We start from the raw sequence: 12,660 nt of genomic DNA, 5'->3' as shown, positions 1-12,660 counted from the left end.
AGTTTAGTTTTCAATGGTTCATTGAGATACTGCAGACATCTCTACGATCTGAGAGATGTCACGTCGCACCGACCTCTTGCGGAATATCCTGCGCGAGAACGGATGCGTGGACGATGATCTGACCGGTATTGCTGGTCCGCGCCGTGATTGCGCCTCTTGATTGACATCCAGGGCGTCGCCCCCCCTTCTCGCTAAGGGAAACGGTTCGACAGCTTGGCCGTGGCATGCTTGCGCCATCGGCCGGTGCCGGCCTACGCAAGACGTGCCCGCTGCAGAAGCGCATGGGCTCAGCCAGCACGCGGATTGGGAGGCCAGCCCGCCCCCACCGAGGCGATCCAATCCCGCGCCACTCGGCGACAAACTCCGGCCACCCAACCCAACCGTCTACTCGCCGGCGGCCAACAGGCGATCGGCGGCGGCCGCCGGATCGTGGGGCGCGGCATCATGGGGCGTGCGCGATGGCGCCGGCGCCCGCACACGGAACCAGATGGCATAAAGCGCCGGCAGGAAGATGAGGATGAGCACCGTGCCGACCGCCGTGCCGCCGATCAGCGTGTAGGCGAGCGAACCCCAGAACACCGAATGCGTCAGCGGGATGAAGGCCAGTACCGCCGCCAGCGCCGTGAGGAGCACCGGCCGGGCGCGCTGCACCGTGGCTTCCACCACCGCGTGATAGGCGTCCAGCCCTTCCTGTTGGTTGGTATGGATCTGGCCGATGAGGATCAGCGTGTTGCGCATCAGGATGCCGGCGAGGCCGATCAGGCCGAGGATGGCGTTGAAGCCGAAGGGCTGGTCGAAGACCAGCAGCGTCGGCACCGCGCCGACGAGGCCGAGCGGCGCGGTCAGCATGACCATGGCCGTCGCCGAGAACGAGCGCACCTGCACCATGATCACCGCCAGCATCAGCGCGAGCATGAGCGGGAAGACGGCGGCGAGCGCCACGTTCGCCTTGCCCGCCTCCTCGATGGAGCCGGCCATCTCCAGGCTGTAGCCCTCCGGCAGGCGATCCATCAGCGGCTGGAAGGCGGCCATCAGTTCCTTCGACACTTCCGGCGGCTGCAAACCCTCGGCGATATCGGAGCGCAGGGTGATGGTGGGGATGCGGTCGCGGCGTTTGAGGATTGGTTCTTCCATGCGGACTTCCACATGGCCGATCTGGTCCAGCGGGATCAGCTTGCCGTCCCGCGAGGTGAGAGTGAAGTCGGACAGGCGCGCCGGGTCGAGACGCTCCTCACCCGCGCTTCGCGCGACGATGTCGACGGTGCGGATGTCCTCGCGCACCTGCGTGACCGTCACGCCGGTGAGCAGGAATTGCAGCTGCTGCGCCGCCTCGGCCGGGGAAAGGCCAATGAGCCGCAGCCGGTCCTGGTCGAGCACGAAGCGCAGTGTCGGCGCGCGCCGTCCCCAGTCCTGGTTGGCCTGCCGGGTGTTGGGATTGGCGCGCATGAGGGCGAGCGCCTCGTCGGCGATACCGCGCAACACGACGGAATCGGGGCCACGCAGGCGGAACTCGACCGGGAACGGTGTGTACGGCCCGAACACCAGCTGGGTCACACGCAGATAGGCGGCCGGCGCCAGGCCCTCGGCCACTGCCTGGCGCAGCTTCAGCTTCAGCGCCTCGCGGGCCTCGGCGTCGGGCGTCAGCACCACGATCTTGGCGAAGGCCGGATCCGGCAGTTCCGGCGCCATGGCGAGGAAGAAGCGCGGCGCGCCCTGGCCGATATAGGAGGTGACGATCTCGACTTCCGGCTGCTGACGCAGCCAGCCCTCCACCTGCTTCACGGCTCCCTCGGTGACGGCGATGCTGGTTCCTTCCGGCAGCCGCACCTCCACCAGCACTTCCGACCGGTCGGAGACCGGGAAAAACTGCTGGCGCACCTTGCCCATGCCGACCACCGATACGGCAAAGACCAGCACCACCGCGCCGGCGACGACGAATTTGTGCCGTACCGCCCAGGAAATCATGGCGCGCAGCCGCCGGTAGCTCGGCGTGCCGTAGATGGCGTGATGACCGCCCTCGATGGGCTTGATATCGGGCAGCAGCTTCACACCGAGATAGGGTGTGAAGGCCACCGCCACGAACCATGAGACGATCAGCGCGAAAGCAACGATCCAGAAGATGTTGCCGGCATATTCGCCGGCCGAGGAATGCGCGAAGCCAACCGGCATCAGGCCGATGATCGTCACCAGCGTGCCCGACAGCATCGGCCCCGCCGTATGGCTCCAGGCATAGGCGGCCGCCTTGATGCGGTCCATGCCCTCCTCCATCTTCACCACCATCACCTCGATGGCGATGATGGCGTCGTCGACGAGCAGGCCGAGCCCGAGGATGAGCGCGCCGAGCGTGATGCGATCGAAGAAGCGGCCGGTCTCCAGCATGATGACGAAGACGGCGGCGAGGGTGAGCGGCACGGCCGCGGCCACCACGATGCCAACCCGCCAGCCGAGGCTGAGCAGGCTCACCAGCAGCACCACGCCGAGCGCCATGAAGAATTTCAGCATGAACTCGTTCACCGACTCGGTGATGTTCACCGCCTGGTCGGTGATCTTGGCCAGCGTGATGCCGAGCGGCAGCCGGCCGGCGATCTTCGCCGTCTCGGCCTCCAGGGCCTTGCCCAGATCGAGCCCGTTCCAGCCGGTCCGCATGACGACGCCGAGCGCCAATGCCGGCTCCTGCTGGTTGCGGATGAGGAAGGTCGGCGGATCCTCGTAGCCGCGGGTCACCTCGGCGATGTCCGAGAGCTTCAGCGTGCGTCCGCCGGCGACCACCGGCGTGTCGCGGATCTTCTGCAGGTCGTCATAGGCACCCTCGAGGCGCACGATCACCTGCGGGCCGTCGGCGTCGATGGATCCGGCAGGAGTGATGGCGTTCTGCCGCGCCAGGGCCGTGAAGAGGTCCTGTGCCGAGATGCCCAGCGTGGCGAGCCGCGGATAGGAGAACGCGACGAAGATGCGCTCGGGACGCTCGCCGAGAATGTTCACCTTGTTGACGCCCGGCACGTGCAGCAAACGCTGGCGGATCGCCTCCGCCTGCCGGACCAGCAGGCGCGGCGCCATGCCGGGGGCGCGCAGCGCGTAGAGCGCGAAGGTGACGTCGGAATACTCGTCGTTCACGAAGGGACCGACGGCACCGGTCGGCAGATTGCGGGCCTCGTCGCCCATCTTCTTGCGGGCCTGGTAGAACTGCTCGGGCACCTCGGCGGGCGGCGTGTCGTCGCGCAGCGTCACGGTGAGGAAAGCGAGGCCCGGGCGCATCAGCGCCTCGACACGGTCGTACCAGCGCAGCTCCTGCAGCCGCTTCTCCAGCGGCTCGGTGACGAGTTCCTGCATCTCCTCGGCAGTGGCGCCAGGCCAGGCGACGGTGACGGTCAGCACCTTCACCGTGAAGGAAGGGTCTTCCGCCCGACCCAGCTTGAGGAAGGCGAAGGTGCCGGCCAGCGCGATTCCGATGAGGAAGAACAAGGTGATCGCCCGCTCGCGGACGGCGAGAGCGGAGAGATTGAAACCGGTCATTGGGCGGCGGTCCGGGTCTCGGCCGCACGCACGCGGTCGCCTTCATGAAGGAGATGGGCGCCGAGCGCCACGATGGTTTCGCCGGGATCGAGGCCGGTGACGACCGCGGTTTCCTCCCCGAGACGGCGGATGGCGACCGCTCGCCGGGCGACGGTAGAGCTATCGGGGCCAATGACCCAGACGCCGCTGGAGCGCCCGTCGTCAAGGATGGCGCCGAGAGGGATTTCGGTCTCCGCCTTACCCGCGTCATCGGTACGCGCCAGCCAAACAGTCACGGTAGCGCCGAGCGGGGCCTGTGCGGCCTCGCCGTCCAGCACATAGCGTGCCTCATAGGTGCGGGTCGTCGGGTCGGCGGAATCCGACAACTGCCGTAATTGCGCGTGCGAACGTCCGGTCCCGATACCATACACCCTGGCTTCAGCCCCGCTGCCCACGATGGGGCGGGAGGTTTCCGGCAGGTTCACCGTGGCTTCGCGGGCGCCGGCATGGGCGAGGCGGATGACAACCTGACCGGCAGAGACCACCTGGCCGGGTTCGCCCAGGGTCTCCACCACCGTGCCATCGGCATCGGCGCGCAGCTCGGCGTAGCCGGTTTCGTTGCGCGCCACCTCGGCTTCGGCGCGGGCCGCCTCGAGCTGGGCGCGGGCGGTGTCGAGCGCCGCTCTTGCCTGCTCATAGCGTTGCCTCGGCGTCCAACCATCGGCGACGAGGCGGCTATAGCGCGTCTCATCCGCCTCGGCCTGGACCACCTGCGCCTGCGCCGCCGCCACAGCGTTGTCGCGGGCGGTGCGGGCGAGTTCAAGATCCTTGGGATCGATGCGCATCAGCGGCTGTCCCGCCACGACGCGTTCGCCGACATCCACCAGACGCTCGACGATCTTGCCGTTGACGCGGAAGCCAAGATTGCCCTGCACGCGGGCCGAAATCACCCCGGTGAAGGCGCGCTCCGAGGCTGTTGCGGGGCGCACCTCGGCGGTACGCACCAGCGGGGGCGCCTGGCGCGGATCTTCCGGAGCCGGCGTCGCCGGTCCCGGGCGCGCAAACATGATGAAGCCGACGCCGCCGGCGACGAGAAGCACCGCCGAGCCGAGAACAACCTTCCTGAGGTGACGCATCTATCCGCTCCCGACTGCCCGCTCCCGCCCGGGACCGGGGCTGACCGCGCCCGACCCCGACCCGTCGGGAATAAAGGTGTATATGCACTTATCTAGTGGAGACTGCCCCGCCCGGTGGCGACGTCTCCGCCTCGCGTTCAGTCGATGGAGATGATCTCCAGCGCCCCGCGCAGCGCCTGCAGCTGCTCGCCGGTCAGTGACGCCGCCAGGCGCTCATTGACGCCGCGCCACTGCACCAGCGCCTCGGCAAGCAGCCGGTCCCCCGCCTCCGTCAGCAGCACGCGCCGCACGCGGCCATCCTTCGCGTCGGGCCGGATCTCGATGAGCCCGCGCCGCTCCAGAGGGCGCAGGTTCTTGGTGGTGGTCGTCCGATCCATGCCGAGCTCGGCGGCGATCTGGTTGACCGTGCGCGGCTCCGGCGTGGCCAGCGACATCAGCATGGTGAATTGCCAATTGTTGATGCCGACTGCACGAAAGGCGTCGTCGAAACGCTTGCCGACGCTGCGGCTGGCGCGCTGCACGCGCCGGCAGAGGCACGCCTGCCCCACCTCCTGGATCAGGGCTGGCGATATGATATCCGCGAAACTCATGGTTGGAATCTACGTGCATATACACCTATTGTCAACGACACGGCCCCGTCGTCGGCAAGCCCGGCTCAGCGCAACCAGAGCCCCGACCGGACCGCGACGAAGACCGTCACGCCATAGGCGACGACCGCGACGGCGAGCGCCGCGAACAGGCCCGACAGGGAGCCGCAGAGGCGCAGCGCGATCCATCCACCGCCAAGGGCGATCACCACGCGCACAAACCCGCCGATCAGGGGCCAGAACAGGCGGCCGGCTCCCTGCGCCGCGAAGTAGAGCGACAGGCCGATTCCGAAGAAGCCGTAGAACGGTGCCACGATGCGGAGATAGGCGCTGCCGGTCTCGATCATCGCCGGCTCGGCGCTGAACAGCGTCAGCCAGGCATGCGGAAACAGCGCCGCGGCGAGCCCGATCGCTTCGGTGACGCCGAACGCCAGACCGGCGCCGGCCATCGCGATCTTGAGTGCCCGGTCGCCGCGCCCTGCCCCGATATTGGTGCCGACCATGGCGACCATGGGCGCGCCGATGCCGAAGATGAGCGGAATGAGCAGATATTCCAGCCGCACGGCGGTGCCGAAGCCCGCCACGGCGTTGACGCCGGCATGCGCGGCAACCAGGGCCGTGGTGCCGGCGATGATGACGTTGGTCTGGATCGACTGGAGAGCCGACAGCGCGCCCACCCGCAGGATGCCGGCGAGCGGCGCCCAGTGCAGCCGAACCCAGCTCAGCCGGACGGGGCTGCGGCCGGAGAGGATGTACCACGCCATGGCGACCGCGCCGCAGGCGTAATAGGCCACGAGCGCCAGACCTCCCCCGGCGATGCCGAAGCCCGGCAACGGGCCGACGCCGAAGATCAGCAACGGCGAAATTGGGATGAGCAGCACCACGCCGACGCAGGTCACGATGGCAGGGAAAAGCATGTTGCCCGTGCCGCGCACCACGCTGGCGAGCCCGTTCATCAGCCAGGTCAGCACATTTCCGGCGAACACCACGTTGGAATAGACCAGCGCCGCCTCGAGTTCGCCGCCCGATCCGCCGAGGAAGCCATAGATTTGCCGGCCGAAGAGCAGGAAAAGCGCCGAGAAGCCGAGGCCGAATAGAATGTTGACGGCGACGGCGTGCAGCACCAGCGCATCCGCGGCCTCGCGCCGCCCGGCGCCGAGCGCCCGCGCCACGGCGGAGGAAATGCCCCCGCCGATAGCGCCGGCGGAAATCGTGGTCATGAGCATCACTGCCGGAAACACCAGGGCCATGCCGGCCAGCGCATCCGTGCCGAGCTTGGCCACCCACCAGGTTTCGATCAACCCGGCGGAAGCCTGGGCGAGCATGATCAGCACGTTCGGCCAGGCGAGCCGGATCAGCAGCGGCAGGATGGGCGCCTCCAGCAGACGCCGTGTCCGGTGGTCGATGCCGGTCCCGAGCGGAGTGTCGGGAACCGGCGAGGTGGCGGCGATATCGGTCATGGTTCGGTCTTCGTCGTTGGCCGTGAGCGTCGGAAGTCCCTGTGATCGGCGAGCTAGGCGCGGTTCAACTCGCCGCCGGCGCCAGCGCGGACTGGCGCGGCTCGCGGATGACCAGGATGGCGAGGGCGGCCAGCAGGCAGAGCACGCCGGCCAGGAAGAAGGCTGGCAGGTAGCTGGCATAGGCGGTGCGGCTGAAGCCGGCCCCCCAGGCGGCGAAGGCGGCGCCCAGCTGATGGCCGGCGAACACCCAGCCGAACACCAGGTTGGCCCGTTCGCCGAAGCGGTCCGCCACCAGCTTCACCGTCGGCGGCACGGTCGCGACCCAGTCGAGCCCGTAGAAGATGGCGAAGATCGACAGCTCGTAGAAGCTGAAGCTGGTGAAGGGCAGATAGACCAGCGACAGCCCGCGCAGGCCATAATACCAGAACAGCAAGGTGCGGCTGTCGAAGCGGTCGGAGAGCCAACCGGAGCCGACGGTGCCGGCAAAGTCGAAGATGCCGATGATGGCCAGCATGCCGGCGGCGGCCACCGGCAGGATGCCGAAATCGCCGCACAGCGAGACGAAATGCGTCTGCACCAGCCCGTTGGTGCTGGCACCGCACACGAAGAAGGTGCCGAACAACACCCAGAAGGTGCGCGACCGCGCCGCATCCCTCAGGGCGATCAGTGGCGAGGCCAGCATTGCCCGGAAGGTCGTGGGCGCGGCGGAGGGCGCCGGGACCGGCGTGGTCGCACCATAGGGCGCCAGCCCGATATCGGCGGGGCGGTTGCGCATCAGCACCAGCACGGCAATGGCCGCCAGCAGCAGCATGGCGAGTACGAAGGAAAGCGCGCTGCGCCAGCCGAACGTTTCCGTCAGCGAGGCGAGCAGCGGCAGGAAGACCAACTGGCCGGTCGCCGTGCTCGCGGTGAGCAACCCGACCACGAGGCCGCGCCGCGCCGAGAACCAGCGCGTCGCAACCGTGGCGCCCAGGACCATGGCGGTCAGCCCGGTGCCGAAGCCGACGACGACGCCCCAGAGCGCCACGAGGTGCCACACCTCACTCATCGCGAAAGAGCCGAGCACGCCCGTGCCGATCAATGCCAGCGCGACGAGCGCGACGGGCCGGATGCCGAAGCGGTTCATGAAGGCCGCGGCGAACGGCCCGAGCAGGCCGAACAGCACCAGCCGGACGGCAAAGGCCGACGAGATGTCGGCCGTCGTCCACCCGAACTCCTTTTGAAGCGGCCCGATCAGCACACCGGGCGCCCCGACCGCGCCCGCCGTCACGAGCATGGTCAGGAAGGTGACGGCGGCGACCACCCAGCCATAGTGGATATGGCGGCGGTGGAAGAAGGCAGGGAGCGCCCCACTAGTGGCGATCGAGCGTTCGGTCGGCATGATCCCATCCGTATCGGGTATATACCCGCGTTTGAGCAAATTTTCAGAACAGCTGGCTAAGTTCGCCGAGCAGCTGGAGCCGCGTCGGGCCCAGTTGATCGGCCACCTGCCGCTGGCATCGCTCCCATAGCGGTTCGGCCAACCGCAGTACCGCCACGCCGTGTTCGTTCAGCGACACCACCGCCTCGCGCTGGTCCTCACCGCGGTCCAGCCGGACCAGGCCGAGCTTCTCCACGACGCGGACATTGCGCCCCATGGTCGAGCGGTCGAGATCGAGGGTCCGGCCGAGCTCGGTGAGGCTGACCGGCTGCCCTCGCTCAACCGCCCGCAACAGCGAGAACTGCGCGATGTTGATGCCGATCGGCGCAAGCGCCGCATCGTACTGCGCCCCGATCTTTCGGGCCGCTTTCCTGAGTTGCACACAATGGCAAGGTGTCGACATGAATAAGGGGTATATGCCCGCAACGATCACGCGTCAACTTTTTGCGGATGGGGGATGCCTGCGATCCGCGAGCGGAGAGCGCGGCGCAACGCATGGCATCGCCTTTCCGCGCGGTGGCGCACGGCAGAGTCTGGAATTAGGCTTCACGCAACGAGGTTTGCGCCATCCGATCCGGCATGGCGTCGATCTCGAGGGCGTCAACGCACGCGGCCTCTCCGGGCAGGTCATCGAGTTCGGCGCTCATGATCCGCACAGGCACCTGCGATTGTCGTTGGCCAAGGCCGGGCGGAATATCTCCGCGTATCCATCCAGGCACCAGGTCGCGCCGTGAGATGCAGCCAAACTCCGGCGGCGGCGCTTACCGAAGCCATTATCCTCCTGTGCACGCGAACCTCGTCCTCCGTTTACCCCCTGCCTTGCCATGCGGCTTAATCATCTGCGCCAAGGGATTGGACGAGAACAGTCCTCCACCAGGACACAGAATATAAAAATAACAGACTATTGCCGGAGCCGACCATAAGACGGTAACGTTTTCAGCCTGCGACGCCTGTCGGCGCAGTAAATCCCTTGTTCGTTTCATCGCGATTCAAGAACGCAAGGCGATATACAACCGCCATATTGATCCGCTCTCATCATCGAACGAAATCAATGCCTGCTGCATTGCACTCCTATACCGCGCGACGCATCGCCCAGACCGTTCTGGTCGTTATTCTCACCTATGTCTTGGTTTTCTTCATCTTATTCATCCTGCCAGGCGATCCCATCCAGCAGCAAATCGAAAACCCTCAGAACCCGATTCCGGCGGCCGATGCGAAGATCCTGCTGCAATATTATCATGTCGACCGCAGCGGGCTCGACCAGTTCTGGATCGCTCTCCGGCGTCTCGCGCAGGGTGATCTCGGCTACTCGCTCACTACCGGGAAACCGGTGGCTTCGCTCATATTGCAGGCGATCCCGCAGACCCTCGCCCTTGCTTCCACCGCGCTGCTCTTCACCGGGGTGATCGCCTTCACCATCGCTCTGGCGGCGGCCTTCGCGCCGTCTTCGGTGATCAGGGGGATCGCGCGCGCACTGCCGGGTGCGTTTCTGGCAACGCCCAGCTTCCTCGTTGGCTTCTTGCTGCTGCAGCTGTTCTCCTTCCAGCTCGGCTGGGTTTCGGCCATTCGCGACGAGGGTTTCAAGTCGGTGATCCTGCCGGCGCTGGCATTGGCAATCGCGGTCTCCGGGCCGATCGCGCAGGTGCTGATCCAGGGACTGAACCGCGCCTATGGCGAGCCCTTCGTCACCGTGCTGCGCGCGCGGGGCCTCGGCGAAGCGCGCATCGTGCTTGGCCACGTGCTGCGCAACGCCGCGATCCCCACCGTCACGCTGCTTGGACTGACGCTCGGCGAATTGCTGGCCGGCTCGGTAGTGACGGAAACCATCTTCTCGCGCACCGGAATCGGCTTCCTCACCCAGCAAGCGGTACGCGAACAGGACGCGCCGGTGATCCTCGCTGTCGTAATGCTGGTGTCGACCGTCTTCGCACTGACCGTGCTGGTTACCGACTTGATCTACCCGCTGATCGATCCCCGCATCGCCGCGCGCCCGATCCCCGCCACCGCAGACCAAGCATCGGATTAGAACGAGATGACCGAACAGCTTGAATACTCTGCCATTCCGCGTCGCCGGCTGCCCACCCTGCCGCCGCTTCTGCGCGGCCTCTCCGTCGCCGATACGCTGGCCCTGGGCTTCGCCGGGTTTCTTCTTGTAGCGGTGATCGCGCCGCAGCTTCTCACGCCCTATGACCCGCTGGTCCCCGATCCCGGTGCGACACTGCAAGCGCCATCGCTGACCCATCCCTTCGGCACCGATTATCTCGGTCGCGATCTGCTGTCGCGGGTGATCCACGGAACCTGGCGAACCATCGCGGGATCGCTGGTTGCGGTGGTGATCGGCCTGTTCGGTGGAATCATGCTCGGCATCGCCTCCGCCTATTTCGGCAAGACCGTCGATGCGGTCATCGGGCGGGCCGTCGACGTGCTGCTGTCGATCCCCGGCCTGCTGCTGTCGATGGTGATCGTCGTCTCCCTCGGTTTCGGCGCGCTCAACGCAGCGATCGCCGTCGGCATAGCTTCCGTCGCGGTCTTCACCCGGCTGATGCGCTCCGAAGTACTCACGGTGAAGGAACTCGGCTTTGTCGAGGCGAGCTTCCATCTTGGCGAAAGCCGCTGGGGCGTGCTGCGTCGGCACATATTGCCGAACGCCTATGGTTCGGTGTTGTCGCTGACCGCTCTGCAGTTCGGCGCCGCCATCTTGTGGATCGCCTCGCTGAGCTTCCTCGGCTATGGCGCCGCGCCGCCCGATCCCGAATGGGGCCTGCTGGTCGCCGAGGGGCGCGAATATGTCGTTTCCTCGCCATGGATGGTGTTCCTTCCCAGCTTGGTCGTCGTCGCATCGGTACTGGCGATCAGCCATATCAGCCATTTCCTGCGCGAGCGGGTGGCCTGATATGGACAACGACGAATCCACTCGCCTCAACCTTCCGGTCCTGTCTGTCCGCGACCTTGCCGTCGTCTATGGCGGCCGGCGGGATCGTCTCGACTCCCCGGCACTCCACGGCGTGTCCTTCGACATCGCGGCCGGCGAGACGCTGGCGCTGGTCGGCCAGTCGGGCTCTGGCAAGAGCACGCTGGCTCTGGCGGCAGCCGGGCTGCTGCCAGCCAACGGCCGGATCGTCCATGGCGAGGTGCATCTGCGGGGCGAGCGGGTCACTCATCACGATCGCCGCCGCTGGCAGAAGCTGCGCGGCAAGGTGCTTGGCTTCATCCCGCAGGACCCGCTCGGTTCGCTCGACCCGCTGCAACGCGTTGGTCATCAACTGGCGCAAAGCCTCGTTTTACACGGTATCGCCCGTCGTTCCGAGGCGCGAGAGCAGGCGATCGGGCTGTTCGACCGGGTCGGCATCAGGGAGCCGCGACTGCGCTTCGACGCTTATCCGCACGAACTATCCGGCGGACAGCTCCAGCGCGTGCTCATCGCCATCGCCGTCGCCGCGCGCCCCTCGCTGCTGGTCGCCGACGAGCCGACCTCGGCGCTGGACGTCACCGTGCAGAGACGGATCCTCGACCTGATCGAGGATCTGCAGGATGAGCTATCCCTCTCGCTACTGCTGATCACCCACGACCTCGCCCTTGCCAAGGAACGCAGCCACCGGCTCGTCGTGCTCAATCACGGCGCGGTGCGCGAGACCGGCGACACCGCCACCGTCATGAGCGCGCCGCGCGACAGCTACACAGTCCAGCTTCTCGCCGACGCGCCAGCCCTCTCGCCCGACAAGTTCGACGCGCTGCGCCACGCACGCGGTCCGCTCGCCGCCGTGCCGGCGATTGAGATACGCGACCTGACCAAGACCTTCCGCAACCGCTGGACCGGGCAGGCTGCAACGGCGCTCGACAAAGTGGGCTTTACGGTGACGCGCGGTGCCGTCCATGCGCTTGTTGGGGAATCAGGCTCGGGGAAGACCACCGCCGCACGGATCGTCGCGGGACTTTCGAGCTTCGACAGCGGCAGCGTGACGGTCGCCGGCCGGACATTGCCGCTGCATCCGCCGACCACCAACCACCACGCTCGAACGCTGCAACTCGTCTACCAGAACGCGCTGGCGGCACTCGATCCGAAGTTCACCATCGCCGAAGCCCTCGCCGAGCCGCTTCGCATCCATCGGTTGGGGAACGCGGCGCAACGGCATGACTCGATCCGGGCGACCCTCGAACAGGTCGGCCTGCCCGAGAGCATTCTCGAGCGGCGGCCGCGCGATCTGTCCGGCGGCCAGCGCCAGCGCGTCGCCATCGCCCGCGCCCTGTTGCTGCAGCCGGAACTCCTCGTGCTCGATGAGCCGACCTCGGCGCTGGATGTCACGGTGCAGGCCCGGCTGGTCGAGCTTCTCATGGAGCTGAAGCAGCGCAACGGCCTCACCTATCTCTTCATCTCCCACGATCTCAGCCTGGTGCGGCAGATCGCCGACGAGATCACCGTGCTCTCCACCGGCCGGGTCGTCGAGACGGGACCTGCCGACCGCATTCTCAGCAGCCCCTCCCATTCATACACCGCCGACCTGCTCGCCGCCGTCCCCGGACGCGGGAGCTTTCGCTCGGCCGCCTGACCTGAACGGAACCCAAGC

Annotated in this window: 9 protein-coding genes and 1 pseudogene; 3 read left to right on the top strand and 7 right to left on the bottom strand. The window is 66.9% G+C overall.

From position 1 onward, the window contains the following. Positions 1-384 precede the first annotated feature (384 nt). The 7 genes and pseudogenes from KHC28_RS20350 to KHC28_RS20320 all read right to left on the bottom strand — a co-directional run. On the bottom strand, positions 385-3,513 hold the full coding sequence (locus KHC28_RS20350) for an efflux RND transporter permease subunit (RefSeq protein WP_214010198.1): 3,129 nt from the start codon (positions 3,511-3,513) through the stop codon (positions 385-387). After that, positions 3,510-4,628, bottom strand: coding sequence for an efflux RND transporter periplasmic adaptor subunit (locus KHC28_RS20345; protein ID WP_214010197.1), 1,119 nt, complete (start codon positions 4,626-4,628; stop codon positions 3,510-3,512). The genes KHC28_RS20350 and KHC28_RS20345 overlap by 4 nt, the downstream gene beginning before the upstream one ends. A 137-nt stretch (positions 4,629-4,765) precedes the next feature. Continuing rightward, positions 4,766-5,218, bottom strand: coding sequence for a MarR family winged helix-turn-helix transcriptional regulator (locus tag KHC28_RS20340; RefSeq protein ID WP_214010196.1), 453 nt, complete (start codon positions 5,216-5,218; stop codon positions 4,766-4,768). Between the two features lie 65 nt (positions 5,219-5,283). Continuing rightward, complete coding sequence (locus tag KHC28_RS20335; RefSeq protein ID WP_214010195.1) at positions 5,284-6,675, bottom strand: MATE family efflux transporter; 1,392 nt, start codon at positions 6,673-6,675, stop codon at positions 5,284-5,286. Positions 6,676-6,739: 64 nt separating this feature from the next. Beyond that, complete coding sequence (locus KHC28_RS20330) at positions 6,740-8,056, bottom strand: MFS transporter (RefSeq protein ID WP_214010194.1); 1,317 nt, start codon at positions 8,054-8,056, stop codon at positions 6,740-6,742. A gap of 43 nt (positions 8,057-8,099) precedes the next feature. Next, positions 8,100-8,477 (bottom strand): MarR family winged helix-turn-helix transcriptional regulator, encoded by a 378-nt coding sequence (locus KHC28_RS20325; protein ID WP_376772769.1) that lies wholly within the window; start codon positions 8,475-8,477, stop codon positions 8,100-8,102. Between the two features lie 232 nt (positions 8,478-8,709). Further along, positions 8,710-8,840: pseudogene (locus KHC28_RS20320) on the bottom strand (TetR/AcrR family transcriptional regulator); the annotation flags it as partial. A 306-nt stretch (positions 8,841-9,146) separates the two neighbouring features. Between KHC28_RS20320 and KHC28_RS20315 the strand changes: the two are divergent. Genes KHC28_RS20315 through KHC28_RS20305 form a run of 3 tightly spaced genes read left to right on the top strand, consistent with a single transcriptional unit; the run spans position 9,147 to position 12,642 of the window. Then, a complete protein-coding gene (locus KHC28_RS20315; RefSeq protein WP_214010193.1) occupies positions 9,147-10,121 on the top strand; it encodes an ABC transporter permease in 975 nt (324 codons plus the stop codon). A gap of 6 nt (positions 10,122-10,127) precedes the next feature. After that, positions 10,128-10,988: an ABC transporter permease gene (locus KHC28_RS20310; RefSeq protein ID WP_214010192.1), complete on the top strand. Its 861-nt coding sequence runs from the start codon at positions 10,128-10,130 to the stop codon at positions 10,986-10,988. 1 nt (position 10,989) lies between these two features. Next, positions 10,990-12,642 carry a dipeptide ABC transporter ATP-binding protein gene (locus KHC28_RS20305; RefSeq protein WP_214010191.1) on the top strand — a complete coding sequence of 551 codons (1,653 nt, stop codon included), beginning with the start codon at positions 10,990-10,992 and terminating at the stop codon, positions 12,640-12,642. Positions 12,643-12,660: the final 18 nt, after the last annotated feature.

The organism is Ancylobacter sonchi, assembly GCF_018390695.1.
In the GTDB taxonomy this organism is placed as follows: domain Bacteria; phylum Pseudomonadota; class Alphaproteobacteria; order Rhizobiales; family Xanthobacteraceae; genus Ancylobacter; species Ancylobacter sonchi.
This window is presented reverse-complemented; position numbering and strand designations above follow the sequence as displayed.

Coding starts and splice junctions, on each gene's coding strand:
- KHC28_RS20335 (WP_214010195.1), bottom strand. CDS start 6,675: ATGACCGATATCGCCGCCACCTCGCCGGTTCCCGACACTCCGCTCGGG.
- KHC28_RS20350 (WP_214010198.1), bottom strand. CDS start 3,513: ATGACCGGTTTCAATCTCTCCGCTCTCGCCGTCCGCGAGCGGGCGATC.
- KHC28_RS20305 (WP_214010191.1), top strand. CDS start 10,990: ATGGACAACGACGAATCCACTCGCCTCAACCTTCCGGTCCTGTCTGTC.
- KHC28_RS20345 (WP_214010197.1), bottom strand. CDS start 4,628: ATGCGTCACCTCAGGAAGGTTGTTCTCGGCTCGGCGGTGCTTCTCGTC.
- KHC28_RS20330 (WP_214010194.1), bottom strand. CDS start 8,056: ATGCCGACCGAACGCTCGATCGCCACTAGTGGGGCGCTCCCTGCCTTC.
- KHC28_RS20310 (WP_214010192.1), top strand. CDS start 10,128: ATGACCGAACAGCTTGAATACTCTGCCATTCCGCGTCGCCGGCTGCCC.
- KHC28_RS20315 (WP_214010193.1), top strand. CDS start 9,147: ATGCCTGCTGCATTGCACTCCTATACCGCGCGACGCATCGCCCAGACC.
- KHC28_RS20340 (WP_214010196.1), bottom strand. CDS start 5,218: ATGAGTTTCGCGGATATCATATCGCCAGCCCTGATCCAGGAGGTGGGG.